This is a genomic window from Pedobacter sp. V48 (assembly GCF_000523515.1).
Lineage (GTDB): Bacteria > Bacteroidota > Bacteroidia > Sphingobacteriales > Sphingobacteriaceae > Pedobacter.
The window spans coordinates 1-22,258 of the sequence record NZ_AWRU01000006.1 but is presented as its reverse complement, the minus strand read 5'-3'; the positions used below and the strand labels follow the sequence as shown (position 1 = coordinate 22,258).

The 22,258-nt window shown below is 42.2% G+C and carries 25 protein-coding genes; 10 read left to right on the top strand and 15 right to left on the bottom strand.

Going from position 1 to position 22,258, the window contains the following annotated elements; genetic code table 11:
- Window positions 1-26 precede the first annotated feature (26 nt).
- Genes mobC through N824_RS05385 form a run of 3 tightly spaced genes read right to left on the bottom strand, consistent with a single transcriptional unit; the run spans window position 27 to window position 3,640 of the window.
- Window positions 27-2,018, bottom strand: a complete 1,992-nt coding sequence (gene mobC / locus N824_RS05395; protein ID WP_306413879.1) for a conjugal transfer protein MobC — start codon at window positions 2,016-2,018, stop codon at window positions 27-29.
- Window positions 2,019-2,027: 9 nt separating this feature from the next.
- Window positions 2,028-3,263: a relaxase/mobilization nuclease domain-containing protein gene (locus N824_RS05390; protein ID WP_048904136.1), complete on the bottom strand. Its 1,236-nt coding sequence runs from the start codon at window positions 3,261-3,263 to the stop codon at window positions 2,028-2,030.
- Entirely contained in the window at window positions 3,248-3,640 is a 393-nt protein-coding gene (locus N824_RS05385) for a plasmid mobilization relaxosome protein MobC (protein ID WP_152541994.1), read from the bottom strand. The genes N824_RS05390 and N824_RS05385 overlap by 16 nt, the downstream gene beginning before the upstream one ends.
- A 372-nt stretch (window positions 3,641-4,012) precedes the next feature.
- Here N824_RS05385 and N824_RS05380 point away from each other — a divergent pair, with 372 nt between their 5' ends.
- Window positions 4,013-4,639, top strand: a complete 627-nt coding sequence (locus N824_RS05380; RefSeq protein ID WP_048904134.1) for a hypothetical protein — start codon at window positions 4,013-4,015, stop codon at window positions 4,637-4,639.
- Between the two features lie 367 nt (window positions 4,640-5,006).
- On the opposite strand, the gene N824_RS05375 is transcribed toward N824_RS05380, so the two are convergent.
- A complete protein-coding gene (locus tag N824_RS05375) occupies window positions 5,007-5,894 on the bottom strand; it encodes an RteC domain-containing protein (RefSeq protein ID WP_084498205.1) in 888 nt (295 codons plus the stop codon).
- Window positions 5,895-6,316: 422 nt separating this feature from the next.
- Between N824_RS05375 and N824_RS37220 the strand changes: the two genes are divergently transcribed.
- The 4 genes from N824_RS37220 (at window position 6,317) to N824_RS30050 (ending at window position 8,455) form a co-directional block, all read left to right on the top strand.
- Window positions 6,317-6,433 (top strand): DUF892 family protein, encoded by a 117-nt coding sequence (locus tag N824_RS37220; RefSeq protein WP_306413883.1) that lies wholly within the window; start codon window positions 6,317-6,319, stop codon window positions 6,431-6,433.
- A gap of 354 nt (window positions 6,434-6,787) precedes the next feature.
- Window positions 6,788-7,153, top strand: coding sequence for a hypothetical protein (locus N824_RS30055; RefSeq protein ID WP_048904132.1), 366 nt, complete (start codon window positions 6,788-6,790; stop codon window positions 7,151-7,153).
- Window positions 7,154-7,500: 347 nt separating this feature from the next.
- Complete coding sequence (locus N824_RS05365; RefSeq protein ID WP_048904131.1) at window positions 7,501-8,235, top strand: SRPBCC family protein; 735 nt, start codon at window positions 7,501-7,503, stop codon at window positions 8,233-8,235.
- A gap of 67 nt (window positions 8,236-8,302) precedes the next feature.
- Window positions 8,303-8,455 carry a lmo0937 family membrane protein gene (locus N824_RS30050; protein ID WP_152541993.1) on the top strand — a complete coding sequence of 51 codons (153 nt, stop codon included), beginning with the start codon at window positions 8,303-8,305 and terminating at the stop codon, window positions 8,453-8,455.
- A 336-nt stretch (window positions 8,456-8,791) separates the two neighbouring features.
- Here N824_RS30050 and N824_RS05360 read toward each other — a convergent pair whose 3' ends face one another.
- The 5 genes from N824_RS05360 to N824_RS05340 all read right to left on the bottom strand — a co-directional run bounded on the left by N824_RS05360 (window position 8,792) and on the right by N824_RS05340 (window position 14,230).
- A complete protein-coding gene (locus N824_RS05360) occupies window positions 8,792-10,999 on the bottom strand; it encodes an outer membrane beta-barrel family protein (RefSeq protein WP_048904130.1) in 2,208 nt (735 codons plus the stop codon).
- A gap of 38 nt (window positions 11,000-11,037) precedes the next feature.
- Window positions 11,038-11,907, bottom strand: coding sequence for a hypothetical protein (locus N824_RS05355; RefSeq protein WP_048904129.1), 870 nt, complete (start codon window positions 11,905-11,907; stop codon window positions 11,038-11,040).
- A gap of 48 nt (window positions 11,908-11,955) precedes the next feature.
- The gene (locus N824_RS05350; protein WP_052334062.1) at window positions 11,956-12,687 is read right to left on the bottom strand and encodes a HEAT repeat domain-containing protein; all 732 of its coding nucleotides are present in this window, start codon (window positions 12,685-12,687) and stop codon (window positions 11,956-11,958) included.
- Window positions 12,684-13,238 (bottom strand): RNA polymerase sigma factor, encoded by a 555-nt coding sequence (locus N824_RS05345; RefSeq protein WP_235206997.1) that lies wholly within the window; start codon window positions 13,236-13,238, stop codon window positions 12,684-12,686. Before N824_RS05345 ends, N824_RS05350 begins: the two co-directional genes overlap by 4 nt.
- A 425-nt stretch (window positions 13,239-13,663) precedes the next feature.
- The gene (locus N824_RS05340) at window positions 13,664-14,230 is read right to left on the bottom strand and encodes a cupin domain-containing protein (RefSeq protein WP_048904127.1); all 567 of its coding nucleotides are present in this window, start codon (window positions 14,228-14,230) and stop codon (window positions 13,664-13,666) included.
- A 295-nt stretch (window positions 14,231-14,525) separates the two neighbouring features.
- Here N824_RS05340 and N824_RS31165 point away from each other — a divergent pair, with 295 nt between their 5' ends.
- A complete protein-coding gene (locus tag N824_RS31165) occupies window positions 14,526-14,681 on the top strand; it encodes a hypothetical protein (protein ID WP_161662267.1) in 156 nt (51 codons plus the stop codon).
- A 189-nt stretch (window positions 14,682-14,870) separates the two neighbouring features.
- Here the strand turns inward: N824_RS31165 and N824_RS05335 are convergent, their stop codons facing one another.
- Window positions 14,871-15,635, bottom strand: a complete 765-nt coding sequence (locus N824_RS05335; RefSeq protein ID WP_048904126.1) for a TIGR03915 family putative DNA repair protein — start codon at window positions 15,633-15,635, stop codon at window positions 14,871-14,873.
- Between the two features lie 13 nt (window positions 15,636-15,648).
- Window positions 15,649-16,905 (bottom strand): putative DNA modification/repair radical SAM protein, encoded by a 1,257-nt coding sequence (locus N824_RS05330; RefSeq protein ID WP_048904125.1) that lies wholly within the window; start codon window positions 16,903-16,905, stop codon window positions 15,649-15,651.
- A gap of 208 nt (window positions 16,906-17,113) precedes the next feature.
- On the opposite strand from N824_RS05330, the gene N824_RS05325 reads away from it, so the two are divergent.
- Complete coding sequence (locus tag N824_RS05325; protein WP_048904124.1) at window positions 17,114-17,644, top strand: hypothetical protein; 531 nt, start codon at window positions 17,114-17,116, stop codon at window positions 17,642-17,644.
- Window positions 17,645-18,182: 538 nt separating this feature from the next.
- On the opposite strand, the gene N824_RS05320 is transcribed toward N824_RS05325, so the two are convergent.
- From N824_RS05320 to N824_RS05305, 4 genes are all read right to left on the bottom strand, one after another.
- Window positions 18,183-18,716: a DUF2911 domain-containing protein gene (locus tag N824_RS05320; RefSeq protein ID WP_048904123.1), complete on the bottom strand. Its 534-nt coding sequence runs from the start codon at window positions 18,714-18,716 to the stop codon at window positions 18,183-18,185.
- Window positions 18,717-18,972: 256 nt separating this feature from the next.
- Window positions 18,973-19,623, bottom strand: a complete 651-nt coding sequence (locus N824_RS05315) for an HD domain-containing protein (RefSeq protein ID WP_048904122.1) — start codon at window positions 19,621-19,623, stop codon at window positions 18,973-18,975.
- A gap of 11 nt (window positions 19,624-19,634) precedes the next feature.
- Window positions 19,635-20,084 carry a carboxymuconolactone decarboxylase family protein gene (locus N824_RS05310; RefSeq protein ID WP_048904121.1) on the bottom strand — a complete coding sequence of 150 codons (450 nt, stop codon included), beginning with the start codon at window positions 20,082-20,084 and terminating at the stop codon, window positions 19,635-19,637.
- 64 nt (window positions 20,085-20,148) lie between these two features.
- Entirely contained in the window at window positions 20,149-20,724 is a 576-nt protein-coding gene (locus N824_RS05305; protein WP_048904120.1) for a Crp/Fnr family transcriptional regulator, read from the bottom strand.
- 205 nt (window positions 20,725-20,929) lie between these two features.
- Here N824_RS05305 and N824_RS31160 point away from each other — a divergent pair, with 205 nt between their 5' ends.
- The 3 genes from N824_RS31160 (at window position 20,930) to N824_RS35390 (ending at window position 22,166) form a co-directional block, all read left to right on the top strand.
- The gene (locus tag N824_RS31160; protein ID WP_048904119.1) at window positions 20,930-21,337 is read left to right on the top strand and encodes a hypothetical protein; all 408 of its coding nucleotides are present in this window, start codon (window positions 20,930-20,932) and stop codon (window positions 21,335-21,337) included.
- Between the two features lie 309 nt (window positions 21,338-21,646).
- Window positions 21,647-22,015, top strand: a complete 369-nt coding sequence (locus N824_RS05295; protein ID WP_048904118.1) for an STAS/SEC14 domain-containing protein — start codon at window positions 21,647-21,649, stop codon at window positions 22,013-22,015.
- 19 nt (window positions 22,016-22,034) lie between these two features.
- Window positions 22,035-22,166, top strand: a complete 132-nt coding sequence (locus N824_RS35390) for a hypothetical protein (protein WP_255327412.1) — start codon at window positions 22,035-22,037, stop codon at window positions 22,164-22,166.
- The last annotated feature ends 92 nt before the right edge of the window (window positions 22,167-22,258 follow it).

Genomic DNA, 22,258 nt, shown 5'->3' with positions numbered 1-22,258 from the left:
AAAAACAGTTGTCCGGATTTGCCGGACTAGTTCTTGCGAATCACCAAATGGGCAAGTGCAGGATCACCCATCATTCGCTGTACCTCCGACCGGACAATGTCCTGTACCTCCTGTTTGATCTGAAGGTAGTTCTTTTGGACCATACTTGAATTGACCGTTCTGATTACAGGGATAGGAACATAAGCCTTCTCTTCTTTATTCAGGGCATCGAAATCATTCTGTATCTCGCCATGAAAGGCCTTTAAAATAATTTTTTGATCCGGGATATCGGCAACCATACCTACGAACTCCCCGCTGGAAAGGGACGCAATTCTGGAGGCCGGAACGGCAAATTCCAGTTGCCTGCTTTTGCTGATGGAAGTATCTCCACTATTGATTGACATGCTTTGACGATCCTGCATGATCTTACCAATGCGTTCACTCAGTTGCTTGGCGGTATCCCCGGTTACCTGCCCGGCAATGATGTTGCCCACCGTACTCATGATCACATCGGCCTGTTCCCGGCCGTAATCCTTACGCAGTTGGCTGGCATCCTGAATGCCCAGACACACCCCGATTTTATTACTCCTGCCAGTCGCAATGGTAGGAATGATATCCGTAGTCAGCGTTGGAAACTCATCGAAGACCAGCATGGATTTTAGCTTATTCTTCTGATTGATAATTTTCAGCAAACGGTTAACGTACAAGGAAAGCACTGCCCCGTAAGTCTGAATCTTCTGCGGATTGTTTCCCATACAAATGACCTTCGGATGCTCGGGATTATTGATGTCCAGGCTAAAATCATTTCCGGACAGCACATAATAAAGCTGAGGAGATGATAGCCTGGCCAGCGCAATCTTAGCCGAAGCAATCTGCCCTTCCAGTTGCTCCATCACATCATTCAGGTAGGCATTCACAAATGGGTTAATCAATACTTCTATTTCTTTCTCCAGACGCATTACGGTGAACAAACTGTCATAATCCAGCTGAATCAGTTCAATGGCATGCGGCAAAGTACAATAGGCGCCGTTTTGGTATTTACGTAAAAACCAAATGATTGCAGTCACAAAATTAATTGGGGATTCCACAAAAAAATCTCCTTGCTTTTTCTGCCACTCCCGGTTCAGTCCCAGCAGAATGGTACGTGCAGATTCTGAGGCGTCGGTGATGTCAACCATTCCCAATGGATCAAATACATTTCCGCGATGACATCGTGATAGGTCATCAAAATTGATAAAAATACATTCCGGTTTACCCTGGTAGCGATCCTTATGTTTCAACCAGTGGTTGTAGGCAATTAAAGACAGATCTGGAAATTTGAAATCGTAAACCAGCATGGAATAAGGTGAAGCTTTAGCCAATGCCTGGGTGATGAATTCCCGGATACAAAAAGCCGACTTACCTGAACCGGGGTTACCAAGCACAATGGTCGCCCTTGCCGGGGAGATCACATTGATATAACCCTTTCGCTCCTTCCCTTTCAACTTATATCTGGTGGGCAAATTAATTGAAAACTCATTCTCCAAAAGGCGTTCTTCCTGCGGAAAGCTCTCCTGATCGGTATTGAAAATATCACCGTTCAGTTTGTTGTTGATCACTCTGGAAAATAGTGTCGCACCAGTCAGGATCAGTAAATACCCTATTGAAGCCAGCCCGATATACAGCATAGCCCGCCAATGCAGACTCAACTCCAGCACCAGAGTCAGGGCGCTGATAAAATACAACAGCAGGCCGGTGAACAAATAAGCAAGGCCGGTTTTGGGACTTAATTTATCATCCTTTTTCCCTCTGACTCCCAGTAGTGAAATGAACAGAAAGCCTAAAGCAACAAATTTGGACCTATGAAAATCGTCAAACAATCCCGAATGCGCTATATTGACCATTACCCGGTCAGTGAAAGCGCTGACGAAGCCCCAAAAATCAAAAGCTAAATAGCCGTAATAATAAAAATGTAACAGCAGGATACTGATTGAAATGAACCTGGTCATATCCAGAATCTTTCTCATTGCCTGCTCATTCTCTCCCGTTTGCATTGCCATAATTCCTCTTTAATATTTAATCCCCTGTTTTCTCCGCTTCTGCTTCGTTCTTACGACAGAAACCGAAGGACGATCCTGCTGGAGCTGTATCTGCGATGGATTGACCAGCGCCGATAAACCATCCCCAGACAAACCCTGTTGCGAATCACCAGCATGCACGCCCTGACCTTTTTCATATTCCAGGACACGACCAACATTGTCGTTCAATCTGCTCAATACACCTTCAGCACCATAGGCACTAGCCAAGTCTACTCCTTTGAATACACATTTATTCAAGTGGTCAACATAAATCATGTCTTGCAATCTATTATCCAGATCAACTTTAAATACCACATCGATTGCCTTTGTTTTCAGTGATGACCGAAAGGCTGCTATATCACAAATCCCTACGTTGTTTAGCACAAGGTCTATTTCATAGAGAATTCTTCCTTCCAGGCCCAGCTTAAGCGGCGCATTCTTTTTAAATCTTTCTTCAAGGCTGTTTAATCCTGGATTGAAGGGTAAAGAACTGGCTTTGATCGGCACTCCTATCCTATTACCTGACCCATCGAGCAAATGATAAATTAGTCCCCTATTTTTAAACAGCCTGGATCCTTCCTTACCCCGTTCTGCCCGAACGTTATACAAGCCCAGGATTGCATTTAACTCTGCAAATGAGGTGAAAAGATATTCATTAAGCACGCTTTCCAACACACCAGCGATACCGCTGAACGTCTGCGATTTGCCATAGATTAGCTTTGAAAGCTGCTTGGGATACAAAGCCTCACCTGAGTCCTTCACTGCCGTGCTGGTAACCAGTGCAAAGCGAGTCCGTATCTGCTTAAGGAGGGACTGAAAACCCTCTGTTTTCATATACAAATTTATTCGGCGACCATCAGCCCGTATATTGGTGGTTAAAATATGCAGGTGCGGATGTGCCGCGTCAAAATGCTCATATACCAAATAAGGCTGGTTCCCAAAACCAATACCATGCATATAAAATTTTGCTATCTCCTTCAATAAGCTTGGAGTAAGCTGGTTTGCCGGATCAAAATTCAAAGATATGTGCAGGCCATTTACTATAGTCCGGGGGTTTAACGCAGCCATTTTTTCCAGCATTCCCAGGCGGTCAGTCTGATTCAGTTCAGAAAGTCCGCGCGGGTAATTTTCGGCCATCAGGCAGGTTGCATCACTTGAGTCCAGCTTATTCTCATTGTAGTAAAAACTTCCACTTAAGGATTTAATTGTCTTTATGATCGCAACCATTTTTCAGCAGTTGAATTAATGAACACGTTAATCTCCTGAATGTCCTTTAACAATTTCCGACGATCCATTTCATATTTTAAAAGCCAATCCTGGAATAGCGGAATGCTGGCCATGGTATGCAGTTTTTGCACCGCCTGATTGAACTGAGTTGCCACATCATTTAAGCCCTGCCTTAAAGCTACCAGTTCAGCAAAAATATCTTGAAGCGACTGGTTTCTTACTGCCGCAATTATGGGCTTCCCCAGTAAGATTGCCCGTGCATATTCACTGAAATTCCTGTGGGTTGTACCCGCAAGATTTTTCTGCAGCAGGTCTTGTTCCCCTTCAGTTAACCGCACCATACAGCATTTGTTTCTATTATTTTTTTTTCTTCTCATTCCTACATCCTTAAACAACATTAAAAAACCATAAGGGGGTTTAACGCCTCTAACCTAAGATTTCGCTAACTGAAGATCAGCCAACCCTTACGCGTAGCATTTACGCCGGCCCATTACACAAAAGTAAGGTTGGTAAAAACCAGAAAACGACCCAGCATAAATTCTAAAGAGGATCAACCCCGTAATTAAAAAATAACATTGACGGCCAGATCAACATTAGTGACGCTTTAGGCTAAGATTCAACCGTGACCAAAAGCGAAATGAAAAAATAGCCTGGAGATCGTCTCTTCAATCCCTCTTGAATTCTAAATAGGTTATTCTCCAGGCAACAGATGACCTTTGCTGGTGCGGACCTAGAAGAAAAATTCAATTATGGGAGAATACATAAAATATAAAAATAAGGTGATCAAACTGGGTACCTGCGAAAGTCTCTATTATGCCTCGTATCCAAAATATGTCCAGGCACTGGAATCAGGTCAGCTCAAACAGGAACCAGGGAACCTTCCCCCTGAAAAATACGCCGAGGCGGACATGGGTTTCCTCTTTCGCTTTCCTTTTCCAGATGAAGATCATTTGAAACTGGGAGAAGTAGAAGATTACAGACGCGGGGTGCCTATAATCGTCAATGATATCAACATGTTAAAAAACGCTCCCTCCCAGACCGAGGTGTCCCATACCCGGCACATAGAACTTACCCAACAAAAACTGATACATCGACAGTCTGATGACAGGCTTTGCCTGGTCCTGGTTTATCGTGATCCCTATCTTGGTAGCTCTTTCCGTGTAGAAAATGATGCAGATGTAAAGCAAATGCTCAAACAGCTGATCAGAAACAACATTGTTATGGAAACGGATTCCCTAAAAAAAGTGTTTTACCGTCAGATCGCCCGTAGGATCATCGATGGATATCAACTGAAAAAGCACAGCTTAAGGATCATCCATTCACAAAAAGATGTCCCGAAACCAAGGATTTCTACAAGTAGAAAAAAGCTAAACTGATCAGAGTTAAGCGGACTGTATTGAATTCAGTTAAGGTAGTAAGCAATTGAAATATTTCTTGAACCTATCCGCTATTGGATTGTTTTAGTGATAACACATTTTAGCAAAACAATAAATCAATTACCGCAGATATGGAAAGGAATTCATTTGTAGAAGGATTGGTGATTGTCCTGGTGATGTTGCTGGTCATTTTCCTAATCAGCAAAAACCGGAGGAACGGGAAAATTTGAAGAGATATAAACAAGCCGGAAATCAAGCCAAAAAAATATGATTTCTAGATCTCATTGAACGAAGGGGGAATAGATTAACCAGGAGAAATAAGCCAAGACAATTGGATGAAACCAATTGCCCCGGCTGAAGATATCGGCTAATACTCCTTAATCAAACGGATCATCTTTTCCATCGCACGAATGACTACATGTTTATCTACATCCTCCCCTGTATAGGCATTACTCCGCAGACTTCCGGCAGAGACATTGCTCTGCCCTGAAGCCGTCACGATCAGGGGTGCCAGCTCCTCACATAAAGATTGAAAGGATTTGCCCTTGATTACCGACGCGTCCAGCGCCGCACGGACGGCCATACCCAATTGATCCACCGACAAACCAAATTGAGTCTGCACCTTTTTTTTCTTTGTCAAATTTACCACTTCAGAGGGACCCAAGTTAGGTTTATCCAAATCATTGATCTGTGCCAACACGTATTGGGTTATCAAATCACAAGCAAGGAACCTGGCAAAAAGATAATCGCAAGCAGTCCGCGACATTTCTGGCAGCAGGGGTAACTCAGGGACGGGAGTTGTAATTCCATTGTCCGGGAGGAAATACAAATAGTCTGTTTGTTGCATTCCGCTTCGGAAGTAACTGTAATAAAAACCATAACGCTTCAAAAAGTAATCGAGCTGTTCCAACTCGGATTCATAAAAAGACCTGATCCCCTGTTTTGCACCCAGAGGCCTATTCAAAATCAGGTGGTAACGTTCCCGATAAAATAACCAAAGGGCCACAAATTTCGGTCGAATCTGCTTAAAATACACGATCCGGGTAGTATCCGAAAGGTCAGCCAAATCAGCAAATGAATTATCCAGGGTCTGAATATCGGTTCGAATCAAAGTTGAAATGGCACCGAGTATTTCAAGTGGACTGCCGACTTCAATCTCGATTAAACGTTGCTGGAGATCCAGATAAGCTAACTCAGATTTTTTTTCAAATAAAGGCCAAGCAGAAACCAGGCCTGTGTTTTCATTTTTCATCATAGGGAGAGAATGAGTTTAACAAAAAGTTCTTTAAACCACTGCCGTTGAGAGACCAAAGGGCAGCGATACATTGCCATGAAAATGGACGTTAAAGACAAAAATGTCAATAGGGGCTTTTCCCTATTTTGAGAAATAGGGAAAAACCCCTACATGCCATATCGATTGGAATTAAAGGCAAGCAGGATATTCTTAGTTGGGTAAAAGCGTGTACATTTACCTAAATAGAAGTTTTGAAACAAAAGCTATGAAGAAAAATAATTCCTGAAGCCTGATCAGTTCAATACTATGAGGCTACGCAAATCCAAAGGAGTAGCATAAGGTGGCTTAGACAATCACATGAAAGATCTTCGCATGCTCTTCAGTAACGTCATACATGACTATTTCTCCAGCGATGCTGTTAAATCTAGTTTAGTCCCAGTCTCATTCAGGTAACTCGCATCAGAACTCCCTATCCAGTAGGCCTCATTCATTATGAAATTGCAATTTATGGAACCTTGGTCGTTTTCGCCCAAAACATGGGACATACGGAAGTTGATTAGCAGCTGCAATCGATCCTTGACAATGAAAAAGCAACCAACGTAGCCCTTACCGAAATTGTAGCCGGTGCGGTCAACGAGCAGGCAGCTGCAGAATAACAAAATTTCCCGGTCCCACTTAGCAGCTACTAAGAGGGATTACCCTGACGATCTCCATAACTTAAAACCCAACTAGTTAGCCGGAAGAATCCATTCCTATAACCGGACTTGCCGCAGGCACCATCACCTCATTCTCCGTGATTTCCCACCTGGCGAAGACGCTGAATACTGCTAGCTGTTTTCAGCTGGAATACAGGAAACAAAACAATTAAAACATATTCATAACCAAGGTGTTATACGGATCTAAAGTCTACCACTATGGAAAATCAAGATCAGTTACCAGAAGAAGTTGTTAATGCTGAGCAGCTCCAGGTTGGCCGCAATCCAAATGAGCAAGAAGAACAGCAAAGTGAGGATGGCGTGGAGCAGGAGGCCGGTTACACTCCCGGAGAAACCGAATTTGCTGACGGAGAAGGTACACGTCTTGACCAGAAAGTTGAAGAACTGGAATTCGACGATGACGACGATCCGGAACCAGAGCCCGAAAGCGATGAGCAGGAGGAACCACTTATTGAAGAGGAGGATGAAGAACTGGAATTTGACGACTATGAGGAGCTGGAGCAGGACCCGGACGACGATGACCTGGATGAGCAATCCAGGCGATCCGGCACCGATTACACCTAAAAAATCCACTAAGTTTACCCGGTCAGGCCGGGTAAACTTTCTTCAGACAAAGCCTGAGTATAAAAAATTACCGTTAAGAATAAATGGTCACTTCGCAGGATGTTAAGAAGCCTGCTATAGAGGCAGTTCACCCCCATCATATTTATCGTGGTCTATACTTTATCCCAAAAAAAGAAATAATACACGCGTGACGATTCGCTGCCCTTAAACCAAGACCATAGTTCCAAGTGTAAATAAATTTGAAATAACCCGCGCAGTAATATTTTCAACATCAACAAAACCAAAGCGCGGTGACATTGTTCATTAGGCTAATATCAATATCAAAGAAAAATCTTAATCCTTGACACATGAAAAACGAATTGAATAATCAGATCATAGAGCGCCTGACCAGCTTTGGACTACGCAGTACAGGAAAAGAAAACATGGACCAGGGTGAAAGAATTATTTCCCTGCTTGCAGGCAGCTGGCTACTGTACACAAGCCTGAAAAAAATCCGCAAGCATCCTTTTCTGGGCATCCAGGGTGCAGCTGCCGGAGGGCTCATGCTTTACCGTGGGGCTACAGGCGCATGTCCGGTTTATAAACAACTGAATATAGACACCACAGATCCGCAGGCCATCAATATCACTGAGGACATTACAGTGAATGCACCAAAAGACAAAGTATATGCTTTCTGGCGGGAACTTTCCAACCTGCCCAGATTTATGAAACACCTTAAAAGTGTGGAAGAGACCAGCGACCGGATATCCCTATGGACTGCAAACACCCCTGGTGGATTAATTGACCTAAACTGGAACGCTGAGGTCACCAGAGAGGAAGAAGGAAGCTACCTCGGCTGGCGATCCCTGGAAGGTTCGATGATCGACAACGCAGGCAAGGTGGAATTCCGTGAAACATTAAACGGGACCGGCACGGAACTGCATATCGAAATTGACTACTTTCCGCCCGCAGGAAGTGTAGGCAGGGGTATCGCATCATTGTTTAACGGAATTTTTGAACGCATGATCCGCGAAGACATTCAGCGCTTCAAAAACTACGCAGAAGAAAGCGATTTCAAACAATACGCAGGTCTTTCACTTTAAATAGTTAAAAACAAAAATACGCATTGCAGAGTTATACACGAAAATCTTAACCTTAAAAATTCATACCATGGGAAATCTACTTTATACTATTGCGGTCATTCTGGTCATCATCTGGGCGATCAGTTTCTTTGGTGGTTTTTACACCGGCGGAATCATTCACATTCTGATTGTTATTGCCATCATAGCGATTGTCCTGGGAGTTATCCGGAGGGCAGCTTAAATGGAGCCAGGCCTTGATAAAAGGCCTGGCTTATAATTTAAACCGGCGATGTTAACAATAATAGCTGGCATACTACCCACCCGAAACTACGCGAAATACAACAACTTAGCATCTCATTTAAACTATTACTGCGCTATACCACGAGCCTCACCCCTGCTAAGGACATGGTCATACCCAGTTGGCTAAAAGATAGTTAATATTCAAAAACATTTTCGAACCGTCTATCAAAAGTAAATTAAATTCCTTATCAGTGCACATAATGCTACTGTTTAATGAAATTGGCGATAACAGGTCAATACCACTGATTTTAAGCAGATTGACGCTATCTTGCATCCCTTAATTTTTGACCCTGTTCTGTTCATTCTGTGCGCTTCCCGCATTTTTTTTCATTTCCTGTTTGATCTTGCTGCCGAAATTATAAGAAAACCCCAATGTGACCATCCGCGTGTCAAAATCACTGCGGTAGCGCGCAGATGCGCTTGTAACATTGGAAATACTTCCGCTGGAAATATTTGCACGAAACACGTCTGATACCGCTAGTTTCAGTGAGGCCTTATTTTGCAAAAGTTTTTTTTGCAACCCGGCACTGATTTGGCTTTTGTGATCCAGCTCGAATTGCCCTACTGTCCTTCCTGATATATAGAATCCGTTCAGATCGGCACTCCAGGTATCAGCTAGCTTAAACTGCTGACCGGACTCAATGTAAAAATAAGTTGTGGAGGTACTGAGATAACCAGCATTAACCTGTCCCATAAACTTCAGGCTAACCAGTTCAGTATAGACGTTTGCATCCCACCATTTAGTTGGCCTGATGACAAGGTTAACATTAATGCCTTTGGTTATTTTTCCACCAAGATTAGCGGGCGTGCTGATAAAGATGCCATTTATCTGATTAACTGTCTCGGTCTGGAAGTTTTTATACCGGTTATAAAAGGCAGTGGCTGAGAGCATCCCTTTATGTCTCCAGGAGAGTTCATAATTGGTAGTCGTCTGAGGACGCAGCAAAGGATTACCTGAGGAATAAGTATATTTGTCGATCAGGTAGATAAAGGGATTCAAATCTTTGTAAAACGGGCGGTCGATGCGCCTGCTAAAAGATAAGTTGAAAGAATTGTCCCCTGCTGAATCCAATTTATAGGATAAGTAAGCAGTTGGAAACAAGTTTAAGTAGTGCTGACTAAAGGCCGAATCTGCTTTAATAGGATTATCGCTTTGCAGCGCACTGACACGCGTATGTTCCAGGCGCAGACCTGCCTGAAAGGATATCCTGCTCATTTCTTTGCTAAAGTTAACGTAGCCTGCATTAATGTGCTCTTTATACCGGAAGCGGTTGGTCTTATCGTAGTCAACAGAACTGGCGCCATTGATCACATCAAAATAATTCGCCAGGTTATCTGTGCTCACATAACTTGTTTTCACACCAGCTTCCAGTTTTGCCTTCCCGGCAACGGGATGACTGTAATCACTCTTGAGGGAATAGATTTGAATATCTGCAGGCAGGTCAGTTGAGGTAGTCTCCTCCCTACCCGCACTACCGTCCGGCAAAAAAATACTGTTCAGAAATAACTGGTTGTTCTTTGCCCGATAGGTAATCAGATCGGCATCCGCGCTAAGCTGCCTGCCAAAGCTATCGAGCTTGGTCAAAAAGCTAAGATTGATCCCTCCATTGCTGAATTTGCTTCTGGCGGTATTATCCGCCACAATACTAGAATCCAGCAAGCCGCGAGCGTTGTAGAGCGCTGTATTTACCGGACTGCTGTAATTTCCCATTGAAATCGACCCGCTGAATAATATACCAAAGGTAGATTTTGACGAAAGGTAATAATCCAGCCCCAATTTGCCGTTGGTGTTATTGGTCACTGGTCTAAAATAGGCCAGTTGCTGGTAAGCGCTTAATGGCGAGCCGTCTCCAGTAAAATAATTGCGCGCCAGCTCCAGCGTTTTATTGGTTTTGGAAAAGCCGTAACCCAGGCTGGTAAACACATTTACTTTTCCACTGAAGTAGTTCAGGCTCAGGCTTTCATTATTGCGCCAATCATCTGTCTTGCCAAGACTACTACTAAGACTTCCATTCATTCCCTGTGATTTTTCCTTTTTCGTCTTGATATTGATCACCCCTGCCGTACCACTGGCTTCATATTGGGCTGGCGGATTACTCATCAACTCAATCTCCTCTAGCTGCGCCGCGGGAAGAGATTTAAGGTAACCCGAAAGGTTATCCCCGGAAAGATAGCTCGGTTTGCCGTCGATCAGAATGGTGACACCCGACTTGCCCATGAAGGTGATATTGCCATTCTGGTCAACAATCACCCCTGGTGATTTTTCCAGCACTTCAAGTGCATTTGCACCAGTGTTGGACACCATCGATCCGACATTGACCACTGCTCGGTCAAGCTTATGCTGAACCATCGCTTTTCTTCCGCTGATCTTTACCTCCTTGAGCTTTACGGTATCCTTCTTGATCGAGTCCTGGGCCATCGTTAAGCCGGAATTCAGGGCAAAGCAGATCCATAGGGCCAAAAAGGCCATTAGTTTTGTGTCCATAGTAATGCGTTTTAGTTTAAACCAGCTGGGAGCAGCTGTTACTTGCTTTTGCGGAGATAGATGTTCCCCTGCATGTTGGTGATAGCTATTTCCTGGCCCCCACCATTGATGTATCCTTTTAAAGCTCCGGCAAGTTTAGCCTGATAGGATCCATTTTTGTTCTTGCTAAGTTTTGGTTTGATAGGACCTGCCAAATTAAAGTCTGAAGAAATCACACCCTGATCAGACTTTAGTGTTACGCTGGCCTTGGTACCAAGGGGAAAGGACAGGTCGATAATGCCCGTAAGCGTGGAGAATGCCATCGGTGCTTTTGCATTGACATTTTTAAATGTGGTTACGATGTTCCCATTCACCGTGGTTGCGATCGCGGATCCCGAAATTTTTTCGAGTAAAATCGAACCATCCGCACTGGTCACTATGACTTCTCCGCTTACCTCCTCTACTTTCACATTACCGTTACCCCCTAGGGAAATATTTAGGCTGGTTTTGTTCCTTGGCACCAAGACGTCCACATGGAGTGTCCTTTTCTGGTTATACTGACTGATGTCGACTTTGTTGTCATGCTCAGATATCTTCAACAGCCTGTTTCTATCGCTGCTCCCCGTAGCACCACTGTTAACATTCACATTGACATTCGTGTTGGTATTCGTGTTTACGTTTTGATTTTTGCCCTGACCGTTGTTGTCATTGGTATTTTGCCCGGGTGAGGCCGTAATTCGCAGGTCCCTGCCTTCATGTGTACGGATACTAACTGACCCGCCGGACAGGTTCATGTACAGTGCAAAAGGCTTCCCTGGGCTACTCAGCACTACGTTCAGCTGCTCCCTGTCCTTGATTTGTGCCATCAGCAGGACAGGAAAAGCTGCAAGCAGAACTATGACCCAGGTTTTCATTTTTGTTTTTTTCATTTGTATATAGATTTGTTTTCTTAATCGAATATAATTCATTATAGTTTGTCAAATGATGAGTTCATTTATGGTGAATTCTATTTTTGATCTAACCGCATGATTAAGCGCTTCCTGTTCCAGCAGTTTTTTCAAAGGTGCTACCGAAGCTTTTTCCTGCAGCTTCAGCATCAGGTTGGCCATAGCCACCTGCACTAATGGGCTTTCTTGCCGCGTGATGGAGTTTACAAGTCCTGCCCGGACTTCTGGCTGGCTGCTGAATTTTGCCAGGGCATCGAGCGTCACCAGCCTCACGTTGACATTGGGGTCTTCGTTCAAAGTAAGGAGCAGGGTGTTGATAACCTGCCGGTCAGCTGCTTTCATCTCCCCTGTATAGTTCACTGCCCGCAATCGCTCAGTAGCCGAGGGGTTTTCCAGTAAGGACACCACCATTAACTTACGCATCTGCTCCACCTGGTTAGCCAAAAGGGACAGTCTTTCATTGTCATTTGTTTCGACGGTTGTATTTTGGTTCAGCGAATAGCCTACAACTACACTTACAGTAACTAGGAACACGCTATAAGCGAGCTGGGCCTGCGGACGAAAACTAAACAGGGTAGTTAGTGCTAGCCAAAGCTGCTGTAAGTAGTTGCGTTTTTCCTGTTCCGTTTGCTTATAATGATCCAGCGTCCCCTGAAACCGCATTTCCATATCAGCGCTGGGCTCCGGCGACTTTAATCCGTCCAACAGGTCCCATATATCCCGGTTTTCCAATTCATCTTTATGCGCTTTCTCTCCGTTCATAATAATTTGTTTTTCTGATAAATATTCTTCAATTCATTAAGTGCGCGGTGCACCCTTACCTTTACACTGCCCTCGCTGATGTTCAGTATCTGAGCAATCTGATGGTATTTGAGTTCCTGGAACTTGCTAAGCGTCAGTATTTCCCTATCCTGCACTTTCAGCAATTCCACGGCCCTATAAAGTTGCTGCTGATCATGTTTCTTTTCCAGCTGCTGATCTGCCGTGTTCCCGTCGGTCAAATTTTCCGCCAATCCCTCCATTTTGTCTGACCATGGAACTGGGTGTCGTCTTTTTCCATTGTCTTTTAGCACATTCCTTGCGATGTGAAACATCCAGGTTTGGAAAGTACCAGTACCCACATAACTGCTCCTGTATTTCAGCATCCGGTAAAAGACGTTCTGCACCATATCCTCACTGGCGACCCGGTCATGAGTCATATGGTAAAGAAAGCCATACAATGAGCGGCAATGGCGCTTAAACAATAAACTCATTTTGTCAAGGTCTCCTGCCTTCACCAATTGCATCAGCTGTTCATCATTCAGATCTATCAAACGTCTTTGGTTTTATTGTTTATATGAAGGGAAACTTCTTCTCCGGGAAAAGGTTACAGGAAGATAGGTATTTTTCAAAAATAGAAGGTGGGCCTCCTTTTAATTTATCGCATTTGCTGGTATGCTGAATTCCAAAAGCATTTTTATTTGACGAATTTAGGTCGAACAAAATATAAGCTTACCATGAGAGAATCCCTAATCCTTCAAGCTGGCAACCCTTTAATGTAGAAACCTATATCTAAGCAGTCTATCATAATATTTGGAACATTCAATAGGCTCCTCAATCAATTTCTTACGATTTCAAAGATATGAGTAGGAAAAAACCATCTTCATTGTAATAATACACTGGAGAACTCAGGATTAGGTCTGAATTAAATTGATACCTCAAACATTTTAATAAGGAATTTTTAAAATGGTTTTCATAACTACTCAAGCTGCAATGGCGGCCCCACTATCTGCATTTCATGATCGGCGAAAAGTTTCACCATCTCCTCACGATCGGGTACGTGATCCAATCCTGCCAGGGTAACAAAGAAGTTTTCCATCTTGCCTGCGGGTTGAAAAATAACGGTCATTTTTCCTTTTTCTGATATTTGCGTCCATGCATGTGGAACTTTCATTGGCAAGAAAATACTATCCCCGGTGGCAAGATGAAATTTATCATCACCCACTTTGAAAAAATATTCGCCCTCTAATACATAAAACATTTCATCCTGTAGGTGGTGAATATGTAAAGGTGTTCCTTTTCCTTGTGAGACACTAGTCTGTTCAAAGACGGCAAGATTTCCACCAGTGTCAGTTCCCGAGACTTTAACATCCAGGACATTTGCATTTACACCTTTCAATTTAATATGACCATGCAACCTTCCTTCACCTCTATTGATTTTAAACCCTTTGCCGACTTCCGCCTGATTCAGCATACCAAAAGATTTACCAATTAAAGGGAGCATTGCGGTTGCTAGCGTTGCAGTAATAAATTTTTTCCTTTTCATCGTTATTTTAGTTTTAAATCCGTAAAAAGAAATACAGATTCAAATCTACCTAAAGTATTGAGAACAAACCACATAAAACCAGAATAATTAAAGCCCAATTCAGATTCTACTGGAGCCTGAGGCGGGAAGTAGCATGAGGGGGCAAGACGAAAAAATGGTTGAATTAGAAACTTCCGTGATCGTCTCCAAGTTACAATAGCGGCATCTACAAACTGTATTTTTTTAAGAATAATTCTTGACTCTTACCTTAGGTCATAGCCTACCTTTGTTGAACGTTATTTAAAACAGTACGAAAATGACCTCGATGTACGCTGTAAAACAACTGGTTAAACTTGCCGGGGTCGTTCCAACGACACTGCATGGATTGCGTAAACCAGTTGGAAGAAACTATTCCAGGTATCGGCTCTGTATTGGGAACGGGAGTGTTCGTATTCTTGATGATACCGTTTAAGCTCATACCGGAATGAGTTCGCGCAAAGGACTTCAAAAACAAACCTGTTAAAATGAAGGATAAATAACAAGAGTGCCTTTGGGTAAAGTTTATCATGTAATAAAGCTCAACTAAGAACTTGACTCGCCTTATTCATTGCTGTGCAACAATGGACAAAAACCAAAGTTGGCTCGAATCATAAAACCGCCTTTAAGTATCCATTTTTTCAGTAAGATATTTCCAATATCTTTTTGGTACATGCTGTACATGTAATTTGGTGTTTTTTCTGGCAACGATATTGGTGCTTTTAAAATAGTCTTTCCATAATATGGCATAGAAATTTTCCTTGACCGCATGCAGCTCCCCTGTTGTTTTTTGCAGGTTCTTCTCCTCTTCTGGAGTAAGGTTTACTTCTTCTGCTTTTTCCAGGTTATAGTATAATCCATAATGTCTTTTCAAGTCGTAAATGATCCACTGCTGATCTGCATAACGGTTCTTAAAATGGTTCATGATCAAAGGGAGTACATTGAAGTCCGGGTCTATAACGCAGTAAAAAATCCCGTCTGCCGAATGTTGAAATCTTATGAAAGCCTCCATCCTGTGTTTCTCTCTTTCTACCTTTTTGGCTGTTTGTGCTACCGCCAAGACATGGGCATTACCATAATTGACTTCTGACCCGGCTGGGTTTGAAAATATATAACAAGTAAACTCAAAGAGACTACTGTAAGCCTGAGCTGATTCTGATAGGAAGGCGCAGTAGAATCTTCTCATCCAACTTTTGTCTAATTTCTTTTTTAATCCTGTCCATACCCTGTCAGCCTTTTTCTGATCCCTATGTACATGGAATTCGGCGGCGAAGGCATCCGGTTGGTAGTATTTTTCCAATTGCAGAATTATGTTTCCTGGTTTTCTTTCAAACCATTCAAAAACTGCACACAACAAACTTTCTAAACTGCCATCGATCACGTATATCATTAAAGTTTCAGGATTAAAATAAAATCAATTGCTGAATATCATTCTTTAAATATTTACTCTGACTTTCCATTAATATGAATGATTTGATCTGCGAAGCCTGATAATCGTTAATCTGATAGGGAGTATCAGCGCATTTGATAAAATATTTTGCCCTATTATAGGCAACCCCTATTTTCTTAAGCTGTTCGATCCGTAACTTTCCAAATTTTCTCGCCTGTATAATTTTTTTTGCTGAACTCACCCCAATTCCAGGGATACGCAGGATCATTTTATAGGCGGCCACGTTGATGTCTATAGGGAAAAACTGAAGGTTTCTAAGAGCCCAGCTCAATTTTGGGTCTATATCAACATCAAGGTGAGGGTTGGCATCATTCAGCAGTTCATTAACGTGAAAGCCATAAAAGCGCATAAGCCAGTCAGTCTGATATAATCTGTTCTCACGAATTAGCGGGGGTTGAGTACCAATAAGCGGCAGACGATTGTCATGGCTAATCGGAATATAACCTGAATAATAAACCCTTTTCAGCGAGAAGTTTTTATAAAATGCGTCTGCGGTATGCATAATGTCTTTATCTGTTTCAGGTGTTGCACCGATTACCATTTGTGTGCTTTGCCCTGCAGGTACAAATTTAGGGGTACTTTTAATCAGCTTTTTTTCGTCGTTGAACTGTACAATTTGATTTTGTACGAATCCAAGCGGACGCTTCACGTCTTCATGGCTCTTTTCCGGGGCAAGTAATTTTAGCCCCTTTTCCGTGGGCATCTCCAGATTGATGCTCATTCTGTCAGCATAAAGACCCGCCTCCCTGATCAATTCCTCGCTTGCACCGGGAATCGTTTTCAAATGGATGTACCCATTGAAGCGTTCTTCAAGTCTTAATTTTTTAACGACTCTTAGCAGGCGCTCCATGGTAAAATCTGCATTTTTAAAAATTCCAGAGCTTAAAAAAAGTCCTTCTATGAAGTTTCGTCTGTAAAAATTGATCGTTAAGGATACAACTTCCTCTACAGTAAAAGCTGCACGTTCAATGTCGTTACTCTTTCTTGAAACACAGAAAGCACAATCATAAATGCAATGATTGGTCAATAGAATTTTTAAAAGAGAAACACAGCGTCCATCTTCTGTATAGGTATGGCAGATTCCAGAAGCGTGGCTATCGCCTAATCCTTTATTGTCATTTTTTCTTGTTCCCCCACTTGATGAGCATGATACGTCATATTTTGCCGCATCAGCCAGAATATTCAATTTTTCCCTAACTCGTTCCGACATCTTCCTAATTTTTTACTAACAAAAATAGTTATTTTTACTAAAAATATTAGCTGTTTAATGAAATAACTCTTTATTGCTTAAATTAGATTATAACTTCCGTTTGAATCCCCGCACGCCAGCGTTACTACAAACTCCTTGGGTATGGGGATTCTAATATATTGCACGGGGCGTGCTATACCACCTTTAAAGGCTATTAGAAAATTTATAGATGGTGGTGCTTTGGATAGAAATTTCTATCAAACACGTCCTGAATGCACTGCAGGTACTTTCATGGATAATTCTCATTGGCTTATGTATTGAGGCCGGAACCATTATTTTCAATCTGGCTTACACCCTTGCCGTTAAACCCATTCACACGGATAACTTCTGGCAAGGAGCTGATTTATCGGACCTGTACCAGCATGACCACGGACATTTCATGGTCATTGCACTTTTTAAGATCATCGTAGCTGTAATGAAAGCAATTATCTTTTACCTGATCATTAAACTGTTTGCGGATAAAAAGCTGAGCATTGCCCAACCTTTCACTTCCAAATTGAGGACGGTCATTTTAAACGTAGCCTTTTTAACCCTGGGCATCAGTTTCTTTTCCCACTATGGAAGTAACTATGTAGCCTGGCTGTCCGAGCAAAAGATCGAAATAGCCGATCCGAATAAATTGGATCTTTATGCTGCTGAAGTATGGTTTTTTGGCTATCATCCTGTGTGTAATCGCCAAGGTTGTAAAAAGAGGTATTGAAATTCMRWCNTSAAWWYGRWMNTRAMMRKWTRRKYANTGCYYAKCWTYATAWMYKYARACAKYWTRATGRNTMAGSKAAAAKRTMAYTNNATGMMTTKYMTSAKAARKWTGATTTGACACTTTCGAATCTTTCCATTCTCAAAACAGGAAAAGCAAAAGCCATGGKCTWTANKWMSRTKMSRWKYMATKTRWAAKRKRMYCRASWGYYTKYWTGCCTGCCTGCAGACCTACTGGAGTACGTAAAAGAGAAATAATAAACGCTATGGACTGGAAATGAACAACAATTTACCGCATTGGGGGCCGATTGCAGAAGGCAGGACTTTGTGTCTAAACATTAGGTATGCCATCAAAGCCTCCATAACTGAGCATTTCGGCATCAATACATGTTGGAACTCAAAGAATCATTCTCAGATCTGAAAGATCAGCGCAAAAGTATATAAAAAAGAAGGCGCCAATCACGTGTATGGCGCCTTCTATGCTAATACTTCTGACCCACTGCCCAATCATTTACAGCAGGCAGACGAAAAAACTCTTGATTCTATTTTACATTAAACGGCACCGAAATATCGCCCCATTCTAAAACAACCTTACCTGATTTATCGATAGTAAAAGTCATTTTTTCCACGAAGCTTTTTGCTTTTCCGGTTTTAGCATTTACGCGGATGACGTCAGCTGCTTCTTTGTATTCATAAGGCCCCGCCGGGTTTGCGGTCTTATTAAAGATCCACACCCAGTCCAAGGCACCAGGAATGGAGTGCAATGAATATTTTCCGGCAGGTAAAGCTTTTCCGTCAATGGTCACATCTTTAGTCACTTCAAAAATAGTAGCCTCATTTGCTCCGGTCCGCCAAACCTTACCGTCAAAGGGTGCGATTTCTTTACCTACAGTACGGCCTTTTACGGAAGGCGCACTGTAATCGATCGTGATTGCTGTGCCTGATTTAGTCGTTCCTTTAGCGATTGCAGGTGGACTCGGCCGTTTACTTTTATCTTCCTTAGGTTTGTCCTGAGCAGATAAAGTTGCTGAGGTGAACAAAGTCACAATTAGTGACAGTACAAATATTTTTTTCATAACATCTAATTTTTTGATTGTTCCTAATATAACAAAATTTCATTCGACTGTCATTTGTCCTAAATGCAAACTTGTGCTCACTGCATAAAATCAAATTTAGATACTATTCAGCGCAAGCGTTCCTTCTTAGTTTTCATAAACATATCGAGATCCAAAATCTGTTTGAAGTCTCGCTTCGAAAAATCATCCGGCAGATGGGTAAATGAGATCATGAATTCATCAACTCAACGATTCAAAAGGTCAGCGCCTCAATTGCTCAATCGGTCCATGGTGAATTCAGAATCGCGTCACAAAAGTTCCTTGGATGAAAATCGGGATTCATACAAGTACAGATATCTGCATTGATACTTCCAAAGGTCGTGTCCGGCTTGTGCTTAAACCCCTCGTAAAAAGTGGGAATGATCGTATTTTTGAAATTGTTCCTCGGAAAATAACTGAGGATTTCTTGTCTGTTCTTTTCAGACAGTTCGCTATATCCTCTGCCAACAACATCCAGGGCAACGCCATAATTTAACAAGGCGACCTCTGCTTCCTTATATTCGGCAATTCCAGGGCTGGTATGTAAGGCTATCGTATCCCAGACCAATTGAAGTGCCTGTGAGGAGAGTCCATGGCTTCGAAGGAAATCCCTGGCTGCATCGGCTCCGTCCACTTCAAACCTTTTATCCTCACTCTTGTAATGCGGTGTAAGGCCGAGGTCATGAAAAACAGCGCTTACAAATAACAATTCCGCGTCATGAGTAATCTGCTTTTGCTTACCATTAAGAGCCGCAAAAATAAAAGATCTGATCGAGTGGTTATAGAGAAATTCCGTTCCATGTTCCAGTAGTAATTCGGTTGCCTGTCTGGCTATTGTACTGTCCGGCAAGGTAATTCCTGCCACAGTTTTTGGATTATTTATTTTCATGACTGCTATTTTTAAGTTGCGACTGTTCCTGTGGCGATACCAACACGGTTCAAAAAGTTGATGTGGCAAATCATCACAATGAGATCGGCTATTTCTGATTTGCTGAAATAACGCTCAAGTTGCTGATAGGTTGTGTCTGTAAGTCCGCGTTCAGAAATGTGGGTGATTTCTTCTGTTGCCTGAAGTACCGCTTTCTCTACATCGGTAAACAACGGGCTTTCGGCCCAGGCAGAAAGCAAAAATATTCTTCTTGGGGATTCTCCATGCGCTATCGCTTCCTCGGTATGGTAGTCAATGCAATACACACATTTATTAATTTGTGAAGCGCGGATTTTAATCAGTTCAATCAGCCTTCTGCTGATGGAAGAGGCATAAAGGCGTTTGTCAATGGCCAGCATATGCTCCCAATACTGGGGATGTTCTGCCCAAACGTCAAGGCGGTGTTTAATAACATGTAACATAACTTTATATTTTAATTGTCAGTACAAAGTTCCTCAACAAAAATTCCAGTTCTCTTAAACTGGTTTAAGAAATAAATCGCTTACGGATTTCGCTCAGGTATTCTGGCGTAAATCCCAGAAAAGATGCCAGCAGGTACTGAGGGACACGCTGCAAAAAAGCCGGGTAATGGTCGCGGAAATCCAGATACAATTCTTCTTTAGATAGCTCATAGAGCATCCTGAGCCTCATTTGTGCTGCAGCATAGGATTTTTGAAACATCAGATGAAAATAAAGATTCAGTTCCGGAACAGCGTCTAGCAACTGCTGCTGATGTTCAGCGGTAATACACAACACCTCAGTGGGTTCTATTGCGCGAATGGAGAATTGAGCAGGTGAAGTGTGCTGGAAGGCCATGAAATCAGAAGTCCACCAGTTCTCAATTGCAAAATCAATTGTCTGTTCACTGCCGTCCTTTCTGAGATAGTACAGGTGAATACACCCCCTGACGATAAAAAATTTCTCATCGCAGCGCTCGCCTTCCCGGAGAAGTACAGTCTTTTTTTTATATGTTCTGGATTCAAAATACGATGCAAGTAATGATAACTTTTCCGGAGCAAGTGTGCAAAATCTGCTGACATGGTTTAGAAGTGGCTCTATCATCACCGGAGGTTTTTATTTTCAAAACTATCACAAATTTGTCTAAAATTAGCATTAACCAGTTCACTGGTCCAATTAAAGGTACTTGCATAAATTGCAAGATTTGGACTCGTCCTGATTAATCAGCTCAATATTCCAATAGTTTAAGGGCTCACCAATTCATCACCTCATTGATTCATAATCCTTCAGATAATTAATTGTATTGCCTATGATCGTCAAGTTCCTCGCCAAGAGCAAAACCTTTAAAGGTGTTCGCTACAACACCAATAAGGTAGAAAAGGATAAAGGTGAGCTGATGAAGGTATCTGGCTTTGGGTCGCTTCAGGGAATGCCTCAACTGCTGCTACAGGATTACATTAATTATTTAAATATGGTTTCCGGCGCAAACAAGCGGGTTATGGTAACGGATTGCTTTAATAATAGTGTCCTGCACCAGATCGCTGGCATCTTCGACATCTGTTGTAAAGTTTTCCAGGCAAGAGCGATGACTGCAGATTTCATTGTTCAGATTAATCGTACGCATAGGGATAGATGTGTAGGATTAAAATTAAAAATCTTTTCAGCAGAACAATTGTCAAAATACACACCAAAACCACTGGAAATGAACACCTTTTAACTTTAAATATTAAGTATTTTTTTCCCAAACAATTCAGATCCGGTTCTTCCTATTATCCGCTTCATAGCAAAAAACTGGCAAAAAAACGCTGAAAAACAGCATTTTTATTCTAGTCAGGGAAATTGGAAATAAAACCAATCCAGAAAAAAGCCAAGAAAAATAGAGCGTGCCCCCGAAAACGGAAATTTTACATAAAACTCGTTTACATGATTATTTTCAGTGGCGCACTACTGAAAATTTAGGAAAACTCCATCTAATTTTATAAAACCATATCATGCTCTTCTTGTTATGCTATAAAACTTTAAGATTATGCTAACAGTTATTCCTGATCTACCAGCTCATATATTCGGTGTGCGCGCCAGTGGGGAGGTAACCAAAGACGACTTGCAGCAGGTGTTATTGCCTGGCCTGGAAAAGCTAACCGATCAATATAAAGAAATCTATTACCTGCTGGTGCTGGAAACCGATGTGCAAAACTTTACAGCCGGGGCATGGATCCAGGACCTGATAGCTGGTGTTAAACACCTTACACAATGGAAAAAAATGGCCATCGTAACTGATCAGAAAGCTGTAGAAAAATTCACTGATATTTTCAGTTATGTAAGTCCTGGAGAGGCAAAAGGCTACAAGCTATCGGAATTACCCATAGCAATTGGCTGGCTAAGTCACAAAGAATAACATCAAAAAATTTACTCCTATGAACCATAAAAAATTTATTAAACGCGCGCTTCAAACCAGGCAGGACAACGGCCTGACCATCTTTGCAATACTGGCTGGCATTGCTGCAGGCGCAGCAATAGCCGTATTATTTGCTCCAGGACTTACATAACTGAAAATATCAGTGAATTTTTCTACAGCTTTCTGATCAGTTACGATGGCCATTTTTTTCCATTGTTAAACACCTTACACAATGGAAAAAAA